The following is a 22,211-nucleotide window of genomic DNA, read 5'->3' as shown; positions in this document are numbered from 1 at the left end:
AATAAATTATTTTCTGATGATAAATTCCTCCATCGGAATTCTTACTTTCTTCATGTGAGAAAGATAGTCATTTTCAATATCCCTGTAACCAAGATAGAGTAGACTTACACTTTTAAGGCCTAATTCTTTCAAACCGAGAATTTCATCGACCACTTCGTTGCTGAATCCTTCTGCAGGAGTAGAATCGACTTTTAATTCAGCAGCCTGAGCCATTGCAAGGCCTAATGCAATATAGGTCTGTCTTGCAGTGTGGGCAAAATGTTCTGCGGAAGTCTGGGAACCGTACAGTTCTTTAATCTTATCCGTATAACTGCTGAAACGACCTCTTGGCAAATCTCTTACATCGGTATGATGATCATACACTTTATCAATTTTCTCATCAGAATAGCTGTCCCAGGCTGCAAAAACCAAAACGTGAGATGAATCTCTCATCACTTCAGGGTTTAATGCACCTTTTACCATTTTCTCTTTTAATTCCTGATTCTCAACTACGATCAGTCGGAAAGGTTGAAGGCCTGATGAAGTAGGAGCCAGTCTTGCAGCTTCTAAAATTTTATTTAAATCTTCTTCTGATACCTTTTTCGTGGAGTCGTATGCTTTTACCGCATGTCTCCAGTTTAAATCTGCGATTAATGACATTGTCTATTATTTATAAGTTAAAATTACGTCGATATATTATTTGAATCAAATAACACCACAAAGGTACGAAACAATTAAATTGTGTGCAATTTAATTTTGTGAAATTTATTAGAATTAATTTGTGATTTTTTTTAACGAATGATACGATAATTTACAGGAGATCAAAAAATGTTGTTTTTTCAAAAATTTACCTGTACATTATTTATATAATGATCTCTGAAGCCGATCATAATGGTATAATGAAATTTTATTTTTGGAGCGTGAATGTCTGGAATAATTAAATGGAATTAAAAACTCTTTCCTGAAGGTATGTGAAATTAATCTGAACTTAGGATTGATGTAATTCGAGTAACATATCCCTACACAGTTCTGCGTTATTCTTAAGTGAATAACGAATGCTATAAGTTTTTACCGATCGTCAGACCGTTTTGAAATTAATCATAAAAGGGAAGATATTTTTAAGAAAATAAGCAGTACTGTTGTTTTTAATTTTTCTCGATGGTAATTCATAAATATAAATCACCAGTCTATCATTCTTTACTTTTTTACAGTATTGGGTGAAAATTTGATATCGGATTAAATAAACATGAGAGTCATTTAAACATCTACTATCTGCTTATCAGTTCCGCTTCAAAAACATCTCCAAAATGCTTTTTGATTTTCAGCTTAATTCCTTCCATCTCTTCTGCTGTAAGTTCTCTTTCCAGCTCTCTCTTTAAAGAAGTAACCTGCTTGTCCCTGATGCCGCATGGAACGATATACTCAAAATAACGCATATCTGTATTGACATTGAATGCAAATCCATGCAGGGTTACCCATCGGGATGCCTTCACTCCCATTGCACAGATTTTTCTTGCATAAGGCTTTCCAACATCCAGCCATACACCGGTTTCGCCGGGAGAGCGTTCCCCTTTTAAACCAAATTCTGCCATTGTCCTGATGATGACTTCTTCAAGATTCCGCATGTACAAATGAATATCAGTAAAAAAATTTTCAAGATCCAGGATCGGATAGCCTACAATCTGACCGAAACCGTGATACGTAATATCTCCTCCACGATTCACCTTGACAAAAGTTGCGTCTATTTCTTTTAATTTATCGATACCTGCAAGCATGTTTTCTTCATGCCCGCTTTTACCCAAAGTATAAACGTGAGGATGCTCTACCAAAAGGAAATGGTTGGAGGTGGTTATACGGTCCTCGGTGGGCAGATCACGGTTTTTGATCTTGGTTTCGATGACATCTTTCATCAGTTTTTCCTGATAATCCCACGAAGACTGATAATCTTTTATGCCTAAATCTTCAAACTCAACGATTTTATTCTGATGTGTGTTCATGCCTTTTATTAACAGACAAATTTAGTGTTTTTTAATTTTTTAATGAATGAATAAAATCTATGGCATTTATCTTCCAATCTTTATCATCCAGCAAAATATTGACGAAAGCAGTTCCGATAATTCCACCGTCTGCTTTTTCGGTCACATTGTCAAAATCGCTTTTTGATTTAATCCCAAAACCGATCATCACAGGATTTTTAAGCGGAAGTGAAGCTATTCTTGAAAGGTATTCTTCATTTTTCAGTACCGTGTTTTCGTTACCGGTAGTAGAGGATGAGCTGACTGCATATAAAAAGCCTGAACTCAAAGAATCAAGATACAGAATTCTTTCATCTGATGTTTCAGGAGTGATCAGAAAGGTAAAATTCAGACCGTATTTATTTAAAATTTCCTGATAATTTTTTTCGAATTCAATTGACGGAAGATCGGGAATAATCAGGCCGGAAACTCCGCTTTCAGCGCATTCCCTGCAGAAATTCTCAAAACCGAAGCTTAAAACGGGATTAATGTATCCCATTAAGATTACAGGGATTTTAATTTCGTTTTTGATTGATTTAAGTTGAGAAAGTAATGCGGAGATCGTCATTCCGTTTTTCAGAGCCAGCTCATGAGCTTTCTGAATCACAGGACCATCTGCGACAGGATCCGAGTAAGGCATGCCTATTTCCATCATGTCTGCTCCTGATTCCTGAATAAGTTTTACAATTTCAGCAGTATCTTCCAGTTTTGGAATTCCGGCCGTGAAGTAGATATTAAGTTTTTTTTGAAGCGGGAGATTGAAGTTATCTGAATTCATAATTTTGATAGGTTTGAGTTGAAATTTTTTTATTTTTAAACGGATTAAAACTACATCTTCTGATTTACGTCTTCCTGTACCTTCAGATAGGTCTCCATATCCTTATCGCCACGCCCGCTCAGGCAGATTACAACAATATCCTGTTCATTAAATTTCTTTTTATCTAAAACAGCCAAGGCATGGGCACTTTCTAGGGCAGGAATGATCCCTTCTGATTTGGTCAGGTCAAAAGCGGACTGTAAAGCTTCCTCATCGGTAATGCTGAAAAACTCTGCACGCTCCTCCTTAAACAGATGAGCATGGAAAGGTCCTATTCCCGGATAATCCAGACCTGCAGAAATAGAATGCGGCTCAATAACCTGTCCGTCTGCAGTCTGCATAACCAGACTTTTGCTTCCGTGCAGAACCCCTAAGGTCCCTAAAAAGGTAGTGGCTGCAGATTTTCCTGAATTTACGCCTAAGCCTCCGGCCTCAGCGGCAATGATTTTTACATTTTCTTCATCTACAAAGTGATAGAATGTTCCTGCTGCATTACTGCCTCCGCCCACGCATGCAATAACGTAATCAGGATTGGAACGTCCAACCTGCTCAAAAAGCTGTTCTTTGATTTCTTTCGAAATAATACTTTGAAACCTCGCTACCAAATCAGGAAACGGATGCGGTCCTACCACACTTCCAATGACATAATGAGTTGTCGTGGAATGGTTGATCCAGTCCCTTAATGCTTCATTGACAGCATCTTTAAGTGTTTTGGAACCTGATGTTGCAGGAATGACCGTTGCGCCGAGCATTTTCATACGCCCTACATTCGGAGCCTGCCTTGCGATATCAACTTCGCCCATGTAAACAATACATTCAAGGCCTAACAGGGCACAGGCTGTTGCTGTTGCCACTCCATGCTGTCCGGCTCCCGTTTCTGCAATAATTCGGTGCTTTCCCAAACGCTTTGCCAGTAAAACCTGTCCTAACGCATTGTTGATTTTATGCGCTCCCGTATGGTTGAGATCTTCTCTTTTCAGGTAGATCCTGGTGTTGTATTTATCGCTTAAGTTTTTCGCAAAGTAAAGTGGAGTAGCCCGGCCTACATAGTTTTTCAAAAGATCCTGGTATTCATTTTGAAATTCTTCAGACTCAATGATTTCAAGATAGTTTTTCTGCAGTTCTTCTACATTTGGATACAGCATTTCCGGAACAAATGCTCCGCCGAATTCTCCGTAATATCCGTTTTGATCAGGGTTTTTATAGTTTGATTTAATCATTTTTATAAGTAATTTCAGGTTGATGTTGTACTTCGAAGTTCAGTGAATTGGCAATAAAGCAGTACCGGTTGGCTTGTTGGTGTAGCTCGACCGCTTTTTCAATCATCTTTTCTTCTGCAACTAAAATTTTAGGTTTAAGGGTTATTCCTGTAAACTTTCCACTTCCGTTTTCACTTTCTGCCATTGTTCCTTCTGCAAAATCCACGTATTCCAGCACCAGAATTTTATGGACAGCGCAAAAACGTAGATACCACAGCAAATGACATGAAGAAACAGAAGCCAATAATAAATCTTCAGGATTATGAAGTTCGGGATTTCCTAAAAATGCGGGATCAGAAGAGCCTTTGATTTCTGCTTTTCCATCAACCGAAACGGTGTAACTTCTTTCATAGGAACGGTAATTTTTTGTGGATTCACCGGTGTTCCCTGTCCATTCTGTTTTCGATCTGTAATGGTGTTCTTTCATGAGATACTATTTTTCTTTATGGGTTTGAAAGCGTTATACTGTTCCCGTCTGGCTTTTGAAGTGGCTGATAAACTTTTTTATTTTTTCTACATCTTTATTTCCGGGTTCCGTCTCAAATTTCGAATTGATGTCGAAAGCAAAAGGTGGCTTTCTATCAGTCAAATTTTCATTTCCTGTCATTTCTTCAATAAAGCTGTTTAATTCATTCATGTTTTCAAGAGAAATTCCGCCGCTTAAAAAATAGGGGAATGGAATTTCAACGTCCTTCAGAATCTTCCAGTCAAAGGTTTTTCCTGTTCCCCCAAAAGCTTTTGAATCTGTATCAAAAAGCAGATAGCTGATAACTGACGGCTGTACGCTGATGATTGTCTGTAATTCTTCAGAAGATGGATTTCCAATCCGGATCACTTTAATAATCCCGATGTTTTCTTTCAACCTGTTTTTCAGCTCAATAATAAAATCTTTAGTCTCATCTCCGTGAAGCTGAATGAAGTTTAAATGTGCTTTTTCTGAGATTTCGACGATATTTTCAATACTTTCATTAACAAAAACACCCACTTTTCCGGGATGAACAATTTTAGATATTTCGTCCAGACTCAAATGGTTGAGGACAAATCTCGGTGATGCTCTGTAAAAAATGAAACCCAGGAAATCAATTTCTAATCCTGTCAATTCCCGAATTTGATCAGGCCTGGTCAGTCCACATACTTTAAACTGCTGCCGGCTGTTGGTTTCTGGTTTCTCGCTCATCATGCTACATTATTAACTTGTTATTTTAAAACTGTGATTTCGTCCCTGACCGCTCATCACTCCCATTGGTAAACTGCTACATTAAAGAATTGCTACATCGCTACACTACAGAATTGCTACATTAAAAAAATTGCTACATTGTTACATTTTACACAATTGCTACATTAAAAAACTGCTACATTTTCAAATCATCAACAAATTCCCCAAATTTCACCCCCGGATTTTCATTTTTCATAAAATATTCTCCCATCAGAAATCCGTCAAATCCTTTTTCTTTTAAATATTTAAAATCATCGATATGATATATGCCGCTTTCTGCTACAGATAAAACCTCTTTTGAAAGTTGGTCTTTTAAAAGAACGGAATGCTGAAGATCAACTTTAAAATCTTTTAAATTTCTGTTATTAATTCCTACCAGATCGATTGAAGTAGCAAAATGCTTCAGTTCTTCTTCTGTATGAATTTCAAGCAAAACCTCCAGATCCAAATCATGCGCCAATTCTGTGAATTCCTTAACCTGAGCCGGGGAGAGGCAGGCTGCAATCAGTAAAACAGCATCGGCACCTAAACTTTTAGCTTCATAAAACTGGTATTCATCGACCATAAAATCCTTTCTGAGAATGGGAATATTGATGTGCTTTCTTACATTCAGAATATCATCAGAACTTCCTCCAAAAAAATTACGGTCGGTAAGGATTGAAATCCCCGATGCTCCAAAATTTTCGTAGGCAGAAGCTACTTCCAAAGGCCGAACCCTATCATTGATAATCCCTTTTGAGGGAGATTGCCTTTTAAACTCAGCAATAATTCCGCTTTTATTCTTCAGAGATTCTGTCAGAGAAAAACTTTTTCTTGCGTAAAATTCTGAATCCTTTAACTTATGAAGAGGAGTGTTCAATTTTGAATCGTTTACTTCCTGTTTTTTTCTTTCGATAATTTGATCTAAAATATTCATCTCTTGATCCTGTTTTTGCAACTCATTCCTTCAAGACTTTAAGGAACGAAAATTTATATTGATATTGAAGTGCCTGTGTTCTGCGTAGCGATCACTGTTGTTTTTATTTTCTTTATGGTAGCCAGAAAGGAAAAGTGCGTACCAAATCAGTTTCTGATAAGATTATTTAAACTGATTAAGGCTTTTCCACTCTCAAGGCTTTCCTGTGCAAGCAGTAAACATTCCTGATAAGTTCCCCATTTTTTGGTATGATGAAGGGCAACTGCAGCATTGGCCAATACCACTGCATTCTGATCTGTCGAGCCGTTACCTTCTAAAATGTTTCTGAAAATCTCTGCTGATTCCTGGATTGTTGATCCCCCGGTAATATGTTCAGCATTCACAGGACTGAAACCTAAATCTTTTGATGAATAGATGGATTCTCCTTCTTTTGTAATAATTTTGCTGTCACCGGTTAAACTGATTTCATCATATCCATCCAGGCCATGCACCAAAACGAAATCCCTGCTGTCTTTCTGAAGAAGATACTGATAAATTCTGGCAATTTCCAAATTATATACTCCAATCACAGAAAACTGTGGTTTTGCCGGATTAACCAGCGGCCCCAGCAGATTGAAAAATGTACGTAAACCTAAAGACTTCCTCAAGGCTCCCACCGACTGCAATGCAGGATGAAAATAAGGAGCATGAAGAAAACAGATATTGGACTTTTCCAGATCATTATTCAGTTCATCAGAAGTTTTTTTAAACTGGTATCCCAGAGCTTCCAGCACATTTGATGAGCCGGTAATTGCTGACGCCCCATAGTTGCCGTGCTTGGTCACTTTTTGTCCTGCGCCTGCAACGATAAAACTTGACAGCGTTGAAATGTTGATCGTGTTTTTTCCGTCACCTCCCGTTCCAACGATGTCTATGGTGTTTCCGGCTTCTATATTTACCTCAACTGCCATCATCAGTAACGCCTGTCTGAAACCTTCAAGTTCTTCCAGGGTGATATTCCGCATCAGAAAAATGCTGATGAAAGCGGTAACTTCAGCAGTATTGAATTTATCCTGTGCAATCTCAATCATAATCGCTTTTGCTTCAGATTTTGATAAAGTATGGTGATTGAAAAGGTATTCTAGTATTTCTTTCATGTTTTTTTAATTTTTTTTTGAAACCTCACAAACTACAGGGTGATGATCAGACAGATGTCTTTGGATTTCAATTATTTTTGATGTGTATATTTTATCAGCTAAAAAATCCCTGTTAAAAATGGTGTGGATTACGCTGTTACCGTTGTTTTCTGTAACTATTTCTAAATTTTGAGTATCAAAGAAATCTTTGGTCTCATCGATCACTTTTAGACTTGGATATTTCCATCCTGAAAATGAGATATTAAAATCTCCTGAAAAACAGATATCTCCTTTTAACCTCTGAATATCTTTTTTCTGCTGCTCAAGGTCGCTGTTAAAATGAATACCTCTTCCACCGAAACTCCCAATGATGCTTCCGTAAACAGTCAATGCGCCCATAGGCGTTTCAATCTGTCCGCACACGCTTGTCAGCGAATCGTAAGTTGCAATGGCTTTCCTGAATGGATATTTAGAATAAATGCTGATTCTGTTTTCCCCTTCATAATAATGTTGACCGTCATGAAATGAGGGCAGAGCTTCCGAATGTAGAATAAAATATTCATTCCCAAAATTTATACACAGGTTGCTCTCGGCAGCAAAAATAAGATCCGGATCTTCAGACTGCACTAAATCCTGAATCTGATTTATTTTTTTAATCTGATTCATTTTTGGGCGTTCAAAATTCCAGCTTAAAATTTTCATTAACTTTTTGAAATTAATTCAACAGGAAATTTCTGATAATCGTTTCTCCGTCAGGAGTTAAAATGCTTTCCGGATGAAACTGCACGCCATGCACATCATAACTTCTGTGCTGTAAAGCCATGATCATTCCATCTTTGTCTTCTGCCGTGATTTCCAATTCTTCAGGGAAGTTTTCCGTATTTACTGCCCAGCTGTGATATCTTCCCACTTCAATTTCTTCCGGCAGTTCTTTGAATAATTTAACATTTTCCCGGATGGTTTTGGAAGTAGTGGCAACACCATGGAAAATCTCGGTCAGATTAATCAGGTTGCCCCCGAATGCTTCAGCAATGGCCTGCTGACCAAGGCATACGCCCAGAATACTTTTGGTAGGTGCATACATTTTAATTAAATCCAAAAGGATCCCGGCTTCTTCAGGAATCCCAGGTCCCGGAGAAAGAATGATTTTATCATACCGTTCAATTTCTTCCAGAGAGATCTCGTCATTACGGTAAACATCTACTTTCTGATTCAGGATCTGCTCGATCATCTGAACAAGATTATACGTAAAGCTGTCGTAATTATCAAATACCAGAACCTTGTTTGTCGGTTGCTGGCTGTTGGCTGTGAGTTCTGATATATTTGTCATTTTATTTATTATAATTGAATGTGATTCTGAATATATTACTACTGTAACGACTACCTGATAACCAATTTTTCAGCTTTTTCAACTGCTCTTTTCAAAGCATTCAGCTTGTTGTTGACCTCTTCCAGTTCATTTTCAGCGACTGATTTAGCTACCAGGCCTGCTCCTGCCTGATAAAACAGGGTGTTGTTTTTACTTAAAAATGTTCTGATCATGATCGCCTGATTGCAATCTCCATTAAGACCGATCATACCGATACAGCCTCCATAATATCCACGCGAGTCTTTTTCGTATTCATCGATAAGCTGAAGTGCCTTATATTTTGGGGCTCCGCTTAAAGTTCCCTGAGGAAAAGTAGCGGAAACGATATCAAAAGGGTTTGTGTTTTCCTGAAGCTCAGCGGTCACTTCACTGACCATGTGGATCACATGAGAGAAAAGCTGGATTTCCTTTAGTTTGGTTACAGTTACATTTTTTCCCATTTTACCAAGATCATTTCTTGCAAGATCTACCAGCATCGTATGTTCTGCGTTCTCTTTAGGGTCTTTTTTCAAGGCTTCAGCAGACTGAAGGTCGGTCTCGAAATCACCACTTCTTTTAAATGTTCCTGCAATAGGATGAATGATTGCTTTGTTATTTTTGATAATCAACTGGCTTTCAGGGCTTGATCCGAATAATTTATAGTTTCCGTAATCAAAAAAGAAAAGGTAAGGGGAGGGATTGATGTTTCTCAAAGCGCGGTACACATTGAATTCGTCTCCCTTAAATTTCTGTTCAAACCTTCTGCTCAGTACCAATTGAAACACATCGCCTCTCATACAGTGTTTTTGAGCTGTTTTTACCAGATCAAGATATTCTTCATCAGTGAGGTTTGAAGTTTCAGAACCTTCTTTTTCAAAAGGATATACAAGCGTGTTTTTATTTTTAATTAAATCCTCCAGTAAACGCATTTCAGATTTCACTCCTTCAATCTGATTTTCGATCAGATGCATTTCATCATTAAAATGATTGATGGCAATGACGTACTGATACAACCGGTAACGCAGAATTGGGATTTCCACTTCCTGGCTCTGAGGTTTGAAATGAATATTTTCAAATAACGGAACTGCATCAAAACTGGTGTATCCAAAAAGGCTCTGTGCAGTTTCTTCAATCGCATCATGGGTTTTTTCACAGACAAAAACTTTGGAAAAATGATGTAGGAGATTGGTTACCTTAATATTATCCAGTGTTTTTTTCTCCGGATTTTCATTAGGGAATTTAACTTCAAATTCATGATGATTTTTAATTTCTATCCCTGCAATTGCATTGACCGCAATAAAAGAAAAGTTATTATCGATATTCTTTGCATCTGAGCTTTCCAGAAGAATGGTATCACGGAATTTATCTCTTATCTGAAGATAAATATTCATCGGGGTCTGCAGATCTCCTAATGATTTTCTTGAACTGGTTTTTATGTTGATGGTAGTGCTAAACATTTTATAATTTTTAAATAATGAACAAAAAAAAGACTTCAACGCGATCGTCAAAGTCTTATATGTTTTCTATAGGATTCAAGTTGTTAATTAACAACATGACAATAGCATCAGACCCGACGAAGAGTTTGAGTGCCACCACCAAAATTTGTTGCTTGTAATAATCATGGGACAAATGTAAAACTTTTTTAAATATCAGAAACAAAAAAAGAGAAAAAAATAAAATTTATTTTTTCAAACCGGAAAGTTCCTTTTTAAGATCATAGGCTTTTAAGCTGTATTCCTCATTGGCATATACTTTCAGATAATCTTCCAGGGCCTTGATGTATTCTTCAATAAATTTTTTGTTGGTGCGGTCAGCCTCATACTTGATTCTTGCTGAATTGACAGGAATCTGCAATTCATATTTCTGTATCCTTATGCCTTCTTCAAACTTTCCGTAAAGAATAACGATATTTTTTTCACACCCCGGAATGAATTTTACAGGAAATTCTGAGCCCACACGGAGAATCCTGATTGTATTTTCAATAGGGTAAATTGCTGCAGACATCGTTGAAAAAAAAGTTTCAACGTAATGACCATCCAATTTCTTTACTATTGCTTCATAATCATGAATGTATTGTTCGTTAAGCATAGAGTTAGTCTCAATGTCAGAGGTGATAATTGCGGTACTTTCAACACCGAATTTATTCAGAAACCTGGCATTGAGAAACTGCCCGGCAATACTATTGGCAATTGATAGTAGAAGGATGAAGATCAGCCACCATCCCTTTTTGGTAATAATGGTTAAAATGCCAAAAAACATAATGAATATCAGGATAGAGAGAAAGCCATGATGACTGAAGAAAAATAAAATTCCGGAAATGATTGATATATCAGATGTTTTAAAACCATAGTTAAATATAATCATTATTAATTATCTCTAATCTTCCGAAATGTGATTTAAAAAACGTGCTGTTGTCTTGTTTGAAAGTTTATTTTTATATTTTTGTCATCAAATTAAAAAATGAGATCACCTTTTGGTTTCATAATATAGAAAAAATAAAATTTCACCTATGAAAAAAGTATTAGCAATCGCATTCATCGGAAGTGTATTCGCAGTAAGCTGCTCAAAAAAAACTGACAAATCATTACAGGACAGCAATATTATGCTGGAAGAGCCTGCTGCTCCTGTTGTAACAGATTCTACGGCTAAAACAGAAACAGCTCCTGCAACTGCAGTTCCGGCTCCTTCACCGTCTACAGACTCTACAGCAGCAGCCAAATAATGAAAAAACTGTTTTTAACAGGGATGGTAAGTTTGTTTACTGTATCCTGTTCTAAAAAAGAAAATTCAGAAATACAGCCGTCATCAGATGCTTCTATACCAATTTCAGCCAATGTTTCAGGGCAGAGTTTGATGGAAGCATCTGACTGTATGGCATGTCATCATGCTGATGAACGTCTGATTGGTCCTTCTTATAAAGAAATAGCCGGAAAGTATTCTGAAAAAGATATTGAAATCCTTGCTTCAAAAATTATAGAAGGTGGAAGCGGGGTATGGGGGAGTGTTCCGATGCAGCCGCATCCGCAGATTTCAAAGGCTGATGCAAAAAAAATGGTGGAATATATTCTCAGTCAAAAGAAATAATTCATGACCGCTGAAAAATCAGGGCTGCACCCAAGAAATCTACATCGTAATTCTTACGATTTTGAAAAACTGATTTCCTGTGTGCCGGAACTGAAACATTATGTTTTTACCAATTCTTACGGAAATTTAACCATCAATTTCAGTATTCCGAAAGCAGTTAAATTGCTTAATAAAGCATTGTTACAGCATTTTTACAATGTTATTGATTGGGATATTCCTGAGGAAAATCTCTGTCCGCCAATACCGGGAAGAGCAGATTATATACACTATATTGCCGATTTACTGGCTGAGAATTCTAAAGAAATTCCAAAAGGTTCATCAATAAAAGGTTTGGATATCGGAACCGGAGCCAATCTGATATACCCGTTAATTGCCCGTCAGTCTTACGGTTGGGAAATGACCGGGACAGAGATCAATCAGAAATCTCTGGAGAATGCCCGGAAAATAAGAGATAAAAATCCTGATTTTTCTTCTGGTATTCACCTTAAACTTCAGCCAGGCTCAGATTGTGTTTTTAAAAACATCATTAAAGCTGATGAAAAATTCACGTTTTCAATGTGCAATCCTCCTTTCCATGATTCCGAAGAATCTGCGCTGAAAGGCAATCTGAGGAAAACAAAAAATCTGAAAAAATCTAAAGTTCATAAAACTAATCTCAATTTCAGCGGACAGCAGTCTGAACTGTGGTGTGAAGGCGGTGAACTTGCTTTTATCTCAAAAATGATTGAAGAAAGTACTCTTTATTCTTCACAGATTCTGTGGTTTACCTGTCTGGTTTCAAAAAAAGAGAATCTTTTTAAACTGACTTCTCTTTTAAAAAAAGGAAAAGCGGCCAAAATAAAAACGATTGACATGGCCCAGGGTCAGAAAGTGAGCAGGATTCTGGTCTGGTCATTTAATTCTAAATAAATGGGATATGATTTACTGATCACTTCAACCTTTCAGTATTTTTCATTTCAAACGCTAAATTTCGCCTTAAAAAATAAGAGATTTTGATTAGCCAACTTTTAAAAAAATAATTTCAGCCCTGATAAAAAAAATGACTTTGCAATTTAAATAAATTCAAGTTTCATAAACCCTTAAAATTCACTATTTTTGCAATTCGAAAAAATTGAATTATAATGCAATTATCAGAACAGGAAATCATTAGAAGAGAAAAGCTGACTAAGCTTGTTGAAATGGGAATCAACGCATTCCCGGCAGAAGAATATACGGTTACAGATACTACAGAATCTATAAAACAGAATTTTTCTGAAAGTAAACAGGTAAAGATTGCGGGCAGATTGATGTCCCGCCGTATCCAGGGGAAGGCTTCTTTTGCTGAATTGCAGGATTCGACAGGCAGAATTCAGGTGTATTTCAACCGTGACGAAATATGTACGGGAGAAGACAAAACTTTATACAACGATGTTTACAAACACCTTTTAGATATCGGAGATATCATCGGGATCGAAGGAGAATTGTTCACGACTCAGGTTGGTGAAAAGACTGTTTTGGTAAAAAAATTCACGCTTTTAACGAAAACTTTAAGACCGCTTCCACAGGCAAAAACTGATGAGAATGGGGTGGTGTATGATGCTTTTAATGATGCTGAATTAAGATACAGACAGCGTTATGTAGATTTAATTGTGAATCCTCATGTGAAGGAAACTTTTGTGAAGAGAACAAAAATGTACACCGCAATGCGTCAGTTTTTCAATGATGCCGGTTATATTGAAGTTGAAACTCCGGTTTTACAGGCGATTCCAGGTGGAGCTGCGGCAAGGCCGTTTATTACACACCACAATGCTTTAGATATTCCTTTATACATGAGAATTGCTAATGAATTGTACCTGAAAAGACTGATCGTTGGCGGTTTTGACGGCGTGTATGAATTCTCTAAAAACTTCAGAAATGAAGGGATGGACAGAACGCACAATCCGGAATTTACAGTAATGGAGATCTATGTTGCCTATAAAGACTATTATTGGATGATGGATTTCACGGAAAAAATGATAGAACACTGTGCAGTCGCTGTGAATGGAACTACTAAAGCTAAGTTTGGTGATCAGGAAATTGATTTCAAAGCACCTTATGCAAGAGTTTCAATGACGGAAGCAATTCAAAAATATACAGGTTTTGACATTACCGGAAAATCAGAGCAGGAACTGTTTGATTTTGCTAAATCGATCGGAATCGATGTGAATGAAACCATGGGGAAAGGAAAATTAATCGATGAAATTTTTGGTGAAAAATGTGAAGGAAACTTTATTCAGCCGACTTTCATTACAGATTACCCGGTAGAAATGTCACCTTTAACCAAAAAACACAGAAGTCAGGAAGGTCTTACCGAGCGTTTTGAATTGATGGTTTGCGGTAAAGAAATTGCAAATGCATATTCAGAATTAAATGACCCGATTGATCAGAGAGAACGTTTTGAAGATCAGCTGAAATTAGCCGAGAAAGGCGATGATGAGGCAGGACAGTTTATTGATGAGGACTTCCTGAGAGCTTTGGAATACGGAATGCCGCCAACTTCAGGTATGGGGATTGGGATGGACAGATTAATTATGTTCTTGACTGACAATGCATCTATTCAGGAAGTATTGTTCTTCCCACAAATGAAGCCGGAAAAAACGGTTCCTCAGGTAGAATTGGGAGAAGATGAAAAAGTGATTCTGGAGATTTTAAATTCTCGTGAAGAGGTGTTTTCTCTGGCTGAAGTGAAAGAGAGAAGTCAGTTGTCAGGTAAAAAATGGGATAAAGCATCTAAAACTTTAACTAAGAACAACCTGGTGAAGGTTGAAAAAATTGATGACAGTGTTTTAATGAAGCTGGTTTAGAATCAGTTTAAAAAACATACAAATAATCTAAGCAGACTAAAAAGTCTGCTTTTTTTTATTTTAGTGCGAGAAGATTATGATGTAATTTACAAAGTAAGATTTTTTTATTTGCGGGTGTAAACAATAAAACGGTAAATTTCCGTTTTTAATAAAACCAATTGGAGATGAAATATTTTGTGCCTTTTTTTATTCTTCTGTTTTGTTTTAAAATGGAAGCACAAACACTTACATCTATTTATTTCAAAAACAATTCTTTCGATTTAAACAGAGAGTCACAGAAGAAACTCGACAGTTTAGCTCAATTAAAATCTCATCTCACTTTCAGAATTTTCGGCAATGCCAACCCACTTGGAAATGCAGAGGCAAACAAAATACTTTCTGACCGGCGAGCTAAAACAGTCACTGAATATTTACAAAAACGGATCGGAAAAAATGGTAAACTTTCCAGCTCGGTGGGTTTAGGGATTTCGAAACAGGTCAACGACAACAGTACAGAAATTTTGCAGGCAAGAAACCGTCGTGTAGATATTTTTATTGAGAAACCGTTGGCTGTTGGCGAAAAGATTTCCAGAAAACAATATCCCAGTTTTTTTGATACAAAAATAGAGACTATGAAAGTGAAAGACACATTTTCACTTCCCGATATCAATTTTATTGGCGGCCGTCACGTCTGGCTTCCCAAAGCAAAACCGAAAATAGATCAGCTTTTAAAAATTTTAAAAGACAATCCAACATTAGAGGTTGAACTCCAAGGTCATATTTGTTGTGATTATGAGAATTTTGACGGTGAAGACCAGGATTTGGGAACATTCAATCTTTCTTTTACCAGAGCTGATTCTATAAAAGAGTTTTTGGTTAAAATGGGAATTGATTCACAACGCATCAGAGCAGAGGGAAGAGGTCATCTCAATCCGGTCATTTTTCCGGAGGTTACAGAAGAAGACCGCACTAAAAACAGACGTGTAGAATTGGTTTTAATTAAAAAATAATTACAACTTAAAATTGTTATTTCGATCAAATTGTCTTTTTTGCATTTTTAATTCCGTCCTTAAATCAATTTTGCTTGTTAATGAAATATTCGGATCATTTCTTTGATGCCTTTGAAAATGAAAACATCAGATAAAATAAAAAAGGTAAAATAAATAATGATCCTAAAATCAATGCCCAGCCCAATGCTGAAATCGTTTTGGGAGCTGCAATATGCTTCAGTAAAGAGAGATGCTGTCCGTTACCCAACAAAATAATATCCGGATTATGCTGATAGGTTGCAGCAACCAAAATCATAATGATCTGAAATCCTGCCAGTGCTCTTACCGGAAGTAATTTTCTGTTATGCAGTGCTCTTAAAATCAGACCTAAAGAAACGGTTGCAAAAGTTATAGACATCACGCCCAATGGTTTTGAAAATACCCATTTTACCAAAGGAATTCCAGAAAAATAAGCGGTTATGAATACCAGTAATCCCGCAATCACTACAAAAACCATTGTTTGCTGTGTCTTTTTGATCATTAACGTGAGTTCTAAACGGTCACTGATTTCCCGCAAGGAAAAAACAGATGCCAGATAGGCACACAGTGATACCGTAAACAGTCCTACAGCAATGCCAAACCAGTTAAGCCAGCTGAAAACATACAGATCCAAAAAATTATTTGAATCAGGATTGATCGACTGGGAAACGGTTGCAGCTGCAATTAAACCTAAGAAAAATGGAGTTAAAAGGCTGGCATAATAGAAAATCTGGGTATAAATGATCTGCCATCTGTCTTCTACAGCATCATAATGCCTGAAAGTAAAAGCGGTTCCCCTCGCGATAATTCCAACAAGCATCATGACCAACGGGATATGTAAATAAGTAGACATAGTCGTGTAAATTTCCGGGAATCCGACAAACAGGATTACGATAGCAATAATCAGCCACATATGATTGGCCTCCCATACAGGAGCAATCGATTCATACATTATTTTTTCGGTGTACTTTCTGTTTTTCTTTTTGGTCATTAATTCTACTATTCCCGCTCCGAAATCTGCGCCACCCAGAATGACATAGAGACAGACTGAAAGCCATAGAAAACCAATTACTACGTAAATCATGATTTTTTGTTTTTAGAATTACTATTAAACTGCACATCTGTTGGGTCATAAAGTTTCGGTACCATCTGAATCTGTCTCCTCAGCAAAAAGACAATAATTAATGATAATGAAATAAAGATGGCGGTGAAAAAGTAAAATGAGTACTGTATTCCAGGCATCGGTGTTACGGCATCAACGGTTTTCATGATTCCGTAAATGATCCAGGGCTGTCTTCCGACCTCGGTAACCGTCCATCCTGCTTCCAGTGCGATGTAGCCAAAAGGTGTTGCAAAAAGAAATGTTTTTAACAACCAATTTTTATTCAACCAGTCTTTTTTGAAGAAGAAAGCATATAGATAAAAACTTCCAATGGAAATCATGATCACTCCAAAGAATATCATAATCTGAAAAGCGTAATGTACAACTGCAACGGGCGGCCATTCATCTTTTGGAAAATCATTAAGACCTTTTATTTCTGCATTAAAATCATTGGTTGCCAGAAAACTTAACACTTTCGGAATTTTCAAAGCATATTTAATTTCTCCTTTTTCTTCATCAGGAATTCCACCAATAACGAATGCTGCACCCTTTTCAGTTTCAAAATGGGCTTCCATAGCTGCTAATTTGATCGGCTGTCTCTCAGCAACAGATTTTGCAGCAACATCACCGCTTAAAGGTGCTCCAAATGCACCGATCATGGCAAAAGCAGCAGCAATTCTGAATGCTTTTGTGTGAAAATCGACATTTTTTCCTTTCATAATTAAGAATGCATGTACACCGGCAACAGCAAAACCCGTGGCACAAAAAGCAGCCACTGTCATGTGTAATGCCTGTGGAAACCATGCTTCGTTAAACATTGCTTTGATAGGGTCTATATTGACATATTCTCCATTAATATAATCGAAACCGGCTGGAGAATTCATCCATGCATTGGCTGCAACAACCAGAATTCCAGATGCTAATCCGCTTAATCCTACCAGGAAACCGCAGAACCAGTGAAACCATTTATTAAATTTATCCCAGCCGTAAAGAAAAAATCCTATAGCAATCGCTTCAATAAAAAATGCAGTTCCTTCTAATGAGAACGGCATCCCGAAAATAGGTCCGGCATGTTTCATAAATCCCGGCCAGAGTAATCCCAGTTCGAATGAAAGCATCGTTCCGGATACAGCTCCAGTAGCAAAAAGTATAGCCACACCTTTGCTCCATGCTTTTGTAAGGCCTTTATAGATTTCATTACCAGTCTTCAGGTACTTCCAATGAGCAAATGCCATCAAAAATGGCATAACCATTCCTACGCAGGCGAAAATAATGTGAAAACCGAGAGAAAGCGCCATTTGAGCACGTGCAGCGATGAAATCATCCATAATATCAATTTTTCCAGCTGAAAGTTACGTATAAAATTAGGGTAACATTATATGATTTAAAACATTGTAATTATTTGATCTACGCTTCGTAACTTTATTGTTTTTATAAAATTAAATTTCCTGTTTTTATTGATAGATTCTCCTGTTTTTTAGAAGGAATTAACTTTCATAAGTCGAAAAAAATCACGATATTTGTGGGTCTTTGCATTAAGCAAATTTTATTCAATTTATATGAGTCAAAAACAATATACAGCTAGTAGCATCCAGGCATTAGAAGGCATGGAGCACGTTCGTCTAAGACCATCTATGTACATTGGAGATGTAGGAGTAAGAGGTCTTCATCATTTGGTTTATGAGGTAGTGGATAACTCGATTGACGAAGCTCTGGCAGGACACTGTGATACCATATTAGTGACCATTCACAAAGGAGAAAGTATTTCTGTAAAAGATAATGGTAGAGGGATTCCTGTAGATTTTCACGAAAAAGAACAAAAATCAGCTCTAGAGGTTGTAATGACCAAAATCGGAGCGGGTGGAAAATTTGATAAAGATTCCTATAAAGTATCCGGTGGTCTGCACGGCGTAGGGGTTTCCTGTGTGAATGCACTTTCAACCCTGCTGATTGCTACAGTAAGCCGTGACGGTAAATTATACCAGCAGAAATATTCTGAAGGAAAGGCGCTGGCAGATGTTGCTGAAATAGGAACTACTGACGAAAGAGGAACTGAGGTTTTCTTTCAGCCGGACGGAACTATTTTTCAGGAATTGGTTTATAATTATGATACGCTTGCTGCAAGACTCCGTGAACTTGCTTTCCTGAACAGGGGAATTACCATTACCTTAGTTGACGAAAGAGAGCCTAATGACGACGGTACATTTGCTTTTGAAATTTTTCATTCTGACGGAGGCTTAAAGGAATTTGTAGAATATATCGACGGAAACCGTGAAGCGATTATGGAAAACGTCATTTTCATGGAGGGTGAGAGAGATGATATACCGGTGGAAGTTGCCATGCGCTATAATACCTCATTCAGTGAAAACCTTCACTCTTATGTCAACAATATTAATACACATGAGGGAGGAACTCACTTAGCAGGTTTCAGACGTGCTTTGACAAGAACATTAAAGAAATATGCTGACGATTTAGGAATTCCTGCCAAAGAAAAAGTGGAAATTACCGGAGATGACTTCCGTGAAGGTCTTACGGCGGTGATTTCAGTGAAAGTGATGGAACCTCAGTTCGAAGGACAGACCAAAACTAAATTAGGAAACTCTGAAGTTTCAGGTGCAGTTGATAAAATTGTTGGTGAAATGTTGAGCAACTTCCTGGAAGAAAATCCAAACGAAGCCAAAATCATCGTACAGAAAGTTGTTTTAGCTGCCAAAGCGAGACAGGCTGCGAAAAAGGCCCGTGAAATGGTGCAGAGAAAATCTCCTATGGGAGGTTCCGGGTTACCGGGAAAATTATCTGACTGTTCTTCAAAGGATCCTGCAGAGTCTGAACTGTTCTTAGTCGAGGGAGATTCGGCAGGTGGAACCGCAAAGCAGGGAAGAGACAGACATTTCCAGGCAATTCTTCCATTAAGAGGTAAGATTCTGAATGTTGAGAAATCAATGCTTCATAAAGTATACGATAATGAAGAGATCAAGAATATCTATACCGCTCTTGGAGTTTCCGTAGGAACTGAAGAAGACAGCAAGGCTCTTAATATGGCGAAGTTAAGATATCATAAAGTAGTGATTATGACCGATGCCGATATCGATGGTTCGCACATTTCAACTTTGATTCTTACATTTTTCTTCAGATTTATGAAAGAACTGATCGAGAACGGATATATCTATATTGCTCAGCCGCCTTTATATTTATTAAAGAAGGGGAACAAAAAAGTATATGCCTACAACGAAAAAGAGCGTGAAGAATTTACTTTGGAAATGGCTCCGGATGGAAAAGGGGTGGAAGTTCAGCGGTATAAAGGTCTTGGTGAAATGAACCCTGAACAGCTTTGGGAAACAACATTGAATCCTGACCACAGAATTCTGAAGCAGGTAACGATTGATAATGCCGTTGAAGCAGACAGTGTCTTCTCAATGTTGATGGGAGATGAGGTTCCGCCACGAAGAGAATTTATTGAAAAGAACGCGAAATATGCGAAAATTGATGTTTAATACCTTGTTGTAAATAATATTTTAGAGACTCCATTCTGATGGAGTCTTTTTTTTGATTGAAAACTCTTAAATCCTATGTTCATAATATTGTTTTAACATTTTGTTAGGATTTTTTTTATATTTTTGGGCAAAATTAAAATATGATGAAAATTTTATGTGTAGGTGCTTTTTCCCTTGTATCTATATATTACGCACAAAGCTATCCCGTTTCTGATATCAGTGAAAATTTAAAGAAAAATGCCAGCGTAGTTATCCGAAATGAAAATACTGTAGTAGAAATCAATAAGATTGACGAGATTGTCTACAGAAATTTTTCCGCAGTTACTATTTTAAATAAGGATGCAGTCAGCTATTCGATTCCTAAAATATTTTATGAAAAAGGAGATGTGATCTCAAATATAAAGGTTACGGTCTTTGATGAGAAAGGAGCAAAGCTGAAAAGTTACTCTAAAAGTGATTTTAATGATATGGCGGCTAACTCTCAGGGAACATTTTACTCAAACAGCAGGGTAATGGTCCTGCCATATACCCCTTCCTCATTTCCGTATACTGTAGAATTCAGCTATGATCAGAAAGATCAGAATACCATTTTTATTCCTGATTTCACACCTTTTAATGCGTACAATATATCTTTAGAAAAAAGCAGTTTTAAGATTATTAACAGATCCGGGATAAATTTACGGTCAAAAATTTATGAATCCCCCTATAAATATGCTGCTGCCGAAATTACCGATAATGGAACCGATAAGATATACATATATCAAAATGTTCCGGCAATTGACAATATTGAACTCGTTCCCAATCCGCAGAAAATACTGCCAAAAGTAAGTTTTTCACTGGATCAGTTTAATCTTGTAGGAAAAAAGGGAAATATTACTTCCTGGAAAGATTTCGGACTTTGGTACTACAACAATCTCCTGACACCCGTATCCGTATCTACTCCGCAAATTAAATCAGAGATTGCTGCGCTTAATCTGTCAGGGAGTACCGAAGAGAAAGTGAAAAAAATCTATCAGTACATGCAGAGCAAAACCAGATATATTTTTGTGGCTTTGGGAATCGGAGGATGGCAGCCTATGATGCCGGATGAAGTTCAGAAAAAGGGATATGGCGATTGCAAAGGGCTTACTAATTATATGAAAACGCTTTTGGATGAAGCAGGAATTCCGTCTTACTATGCAATCATTAATTCCAATTCTTCACCGGTAAGTTTTGATGTTGATTTTCCAAAAATGGGAGGTAATCATGCGATCCTGGTCATTCCGACAGAAAAAGGAAATATCTGGCTGGAAAATACGTCACAGGATATTGCTTATAACCATTTGAATTATAGCACCACGGACAGAAATGTTTTGGCTGTAAAATCCACAGGAATCGATATCATGGAAACTCCTTCCTATACTTCCCAGCAAAGTAAAGAAAAACAGATTTTAAAAATTAAAATCAATCCGGACAAAACTATTTCTGGAGAAGGAACGTTTTCTTATACCGGAAATCAGTATGATTTTAATTTATCTTATGTTTCACTTTCTCAAAAAGATAAAAATGAAGCATTAAAATCTAAGTTTTCAAGCCTTAACTTTGAAAATATTGAGATGAACAATTTTGTTAACAACAAAGATTTGGCATCAATAAATTTTGATTTAAACTTCAAAGCTTCGAATTACTCAAAAGTAATGGGTGACAGTTTTATTTTCAGAGCCGTTCCTATAAGTTCAACAGGTTACTACCATACTGATGAAAATCGTCAGCTTCCTTTTGAAAACAGATTCTCTTATGAAGATGATTACGAGATTATATATCAGATTCCTTTGAATTATATTGTTGAAGAGATGCCTCAGAATGGACTGCTCACATCAGATTTCGGAACTTATCTCCTTTCTTTTGAGAAAAAAGAGGATAAAATCATTGTAAAAAGACATGTTAATATTAAGAAAGGAATTTATTCAAAGGAAAAATATAACGATTACGTGAGTTTCAGAAAAAAAATGATGAGTGCTGATAATTCAAAAATTTTAATATCTAAAAAATCATAAG

21 protein-coding genes are annotated in these 22,211 nt (G+C 37.0%); 7 read left to right on the top strand and 14 right to left on the bottom strand.

Annotated features, from left to right (window positions below; all coding sequences use genetic code 11):
• Positions 1-6: 6 nt before the first annotated feature.
• From AC2A07_RS04215 to AC2A07_RS04160, 12 genes are all read right to left on the bottom strand, one after another.
• The gene (locus tag AC2A07_RS04215) at positions 7-639 is read right to left on the bottom strand and encodes an NAD(P)H-dependent oxidoreductase (protein WP_484049350.1); all 633 of its coding nucleotides are present in this window, start codon (positions 637-639) and stop codon (positions 7-9) included.
• Between the two features lie 608 nt (positions 640-1,247).
• On the bottom strand, positions 1,248-1,976 hold the full coding sequence (gene lipB / locus AC2A07_RS04210) for a lipoyl(octanoyl) transferase LipB (RefSeq protein ID WP_484049349.1): 729 nt from the start codon (positions 1,974-1,976) through the stop codon (positions 1,248-1,250).
• Between the two features lie 31 nt (positions 1,977-2,007).
• A complete protein-coding gene (gene trpA, locus AC2A07_RS04205) occupies positions 2,008-2,772 on the bottom strand; it encodes a tryptophan synthase subunit alpha (protein ID WP_314496456.1) in 765 nt (254 codons plus the stop codon).
• A 50-nt stretch (positions 2,773-2,822) separates the two neighbouring features.
• The gene (gene trpB / locus AC2A07_RS04200) at positions 2,823-4,031 is read right to left on the bottom strand and encodes a tryptophan synthase subunit beta (RefSeq protein ID WP_314496454.1); all 1,209 of its coding nucleotides are present in this window, start codon (positions 4,029-4,031) and stop codon (positions 2,823-2,825) included.
• The gene (locus tag AC2A07_RS04195; protein WP_484049348.1) at positions 4,024-4,497 is read right to left on the bottom strand and encodes an OsmC family protein; all 474 of its coding nucleotides are present in this window, start codon (positions 4,495-4,497) and stop codon (positions 4,024-4,026) included. The genes trpB and AC2A07_RS04195 overlap by 8 nt, the downstream gene beginning before the upstream one ends.
• Positions 4,498-4,530: 33 nt before the next feature.
• Positions 4,531-5,247: a phosphoribosylanthranilate isomerase gene (locus tag AC2A07_RS04190; RefSeq protein WP_484049347.1), complete on the bottom strand. Its 717-nt coding sequence runs from the start codon at positions 5,245-5,247 to the stop codon at positions 4,531-4,533.
• Positions 5,248-5,422: 175 nt separating this feature from the next.
• The gene (gene trpC / locus AC2A07_RS04185) at positions 5,423-6,202 is read right to left on the bottom strand and encodes an indole-3-glycerol phosphate synthase TrpC (RefSeq protein ID WP_484049346.1); all 780 of its coding nucleotides are present in this window, start codon (positions 6,200-6,202) and stop codon (positions 5,423-5,425) included.
• Positions 6,203-6,348: 146 nt separating this feature from the next.
• Positions 6,349-7,338, bottom strand: a complete 990-nt coding sequence (gene trpD, locus AC2A07_RS04180; RefSeq protein ID WP_314496442.1) for an anthranilate phosphoribosyltransferase — start codon at positions 7,336-7,338, stop codon at positions 6,349-6,351.
• A 6-nt stretch (positions 7,339-7,344) separates the two neighbouring features.
• Positions 7,345-7,983: a hypothetical protein gene (locus tag AC2A07_RS04175; protein ID WP_314496440.1), complete on the bottom strand. Its 639-nt coding sequence runs from the start codon at positions 7,981-7,983 to the stop codon at positions 7,345-7,347.
• A 49-nt stretch (positions 7,984-8,032) separates the two neighbouring features.
• Complete coding sequence (locus AC2A07_RS04170) at positions 8,033-8,647, bottom strand: glutamine amidotransferase-related protein (protein WP_314496438.1); 615 nt, start codon at positions 8,645-8,647, stop codon at positions 8,033-8,035.
• Between the two features lie 50 nt (positions 8,648-8,697).
• A complete protein-coding gene (locus tag AC2A07_RS04165; protein ID WP_314496435.1) occupies positions 8,698-10,122 on the bottom strand; it encodes a chorismate-binding protein in 1,425 nt (474 codons plus the stop codon).
• Between the two features lie 223 nt (positions 10,123-10,345).
• Positions 10,346-11,029 carry a hypothetical protein gene (locus tag AC2A07_RS04160; protein WP_484049345.1) on the bottom strand — a complete coding sequence of 228 codons (684 nt, stop codon included), beginning with the start codon at positions 11,027-11,029 and terminating at the stop codon, positions 10,346-10,348.
• Between the two features lie 145 nt (positions 11,030-11,174).
• Here AC2A07_RS04160 and AC2A07_RS04155 point away from each other — a divergent pair, with 145 nt between their 5' ends.
• The 5 genes from AC2A07_RS04155 (at position 11,175) to AC2A07_RS04135 (ending at position 15,560) form a co-directional block, all read left to right on the top strand.
• Positions 11,175-11,387, top strand: a complete 213-nt coding sequence (locus tag AC2A07_RS04155) for a hypothetical protein (protein WP_314496430.1) — start codon at positions 11,175-11,177, stop codon at positions 11,385-11,387.
• Complete coding sequence (locus tag AC2A07_RS04150; RefSeq protein WP_484049344.1) at positions 11,387-11,749, top strand: c-type cytochrome; 363 nt, start codon at positions 11,387-11,389, stop codon at positions 11,747-11,749. Before AC2A07_RS04155 ends, AC2A07_RS04150 begins: the two co-directional genes overlap by 1 nt.
• 3 nt (positions 11,750-11,752) lie before the next feature.
• Positions 11,753-12,658 (top strand): 23S rRNA (adenine(1618)-N(6))-methyltransferase RlmF, encoded by a 906-nt coding sequence (rlmF, locus tag AC2A07_RS04145; RefSeq protein WP_314496427.1) that lies wholly within the window; start codon positions 11,753-11,755, stop codon positions 12,656-12,658.
• Positions 12,659-12,870: 212 nt separating this feature from the next.
• Entirely contained in the window at positions 12,871-14,571 is a 1,701-nt protein-coding gene (gene lysS, locus AC2A07_RS04140) for a lysine--tRNA ligase (protein WP_484049343.1), read from the top strand.
• A 209-nt stretch (positions 14,572-14,780) separates the two neighbouring features.
• On the top strand, positions 14,781-15,560 hold the full coding sequence (locus AC2A07_RS04135) for an OmpA family protein (RefSeq protein ID WP_484049342.1): 780 nt from the start codon (positions 14,781-14,783) through the stop codon (positions 15,558-15,560).
• A 94-nt stretch (positions 15,561-15,654) separates the two neighbouring features.
• Here the strand turns inward: AC2A07_RS04135 and AC2A07_RS04130 are convergent, their stop codons facing one another.
• Together AC2A07_RS04130 and AC2A07_RS04125 are read right to left on the bottom strand one after the other, a co-directional pair.
• Positions 15,655-16,662: a cytochrome d ubiquinol oxidase subunit II gene (locus AC2A07_RS04130; RefSeq protein WP_484049341.1), complete on the bottom strand. Its 1,008-nt coding sequence runs from the start codon at positions 16,660-16,662 to the stop codon at positions 15,655-15,657.
• Positions 16,659-18,008 (bottom strand): cytochrome ubiquinol oxidase subunit I, encoded by a 1,350-nt coding sequence (locus AC2A07_RS04125; RefSeq protein ID WP_484049340.1) that lies wholly within the window; start codon positions 18,006-18,008, stop codon positions 16,659-16,661. Before AC2A07_RS04125 ends, AC2A07_RS04130 begins: the two co-directional genes overlap by 4 nt.
• Positions 18,009-18,239: 231 nt before the next feature.
• On the opposite strand from AC2A07_RS04125, the gene gyrB reads away from it, so the two are divergent.
• Positions 18,240-20,174 carry a DNA topoisomerase (ATP-hydrolyzing) subunit B gene (gene gyrB, locus AC2A07_RS04120; protein WP_314496413.1) on the top strand — a complete coding sequence of 645 codons (1,935 nt, stop codon included), beginning with the start codon at positions 18,240-18,242 and terminating at the stop codon, positions 20,172-20,174.
• Positions 20,175-20,314: 140 nt separating this feature from the next.
• Complete coding sequence (locus tag AC2A07_RS04115; protein ID WP_484049339.1) at positions 20,315-22,210, top strand: DUF3857 domain-containing protein; 1,896 nt, start codon at positions 20,315-20,317, stop codon at positions 22,208-22,210.
• The last annotated feature ends 1 nt before the right edge of the window (position 22,211 follow it).

The sequence above is a fragment of the Chryseobacterium sp. HNCC26DJ238 genome (assembly GCF_057180465.1).
This window is presented reverse-complemented; position numbering and strand designations above follow the sequence as displayed.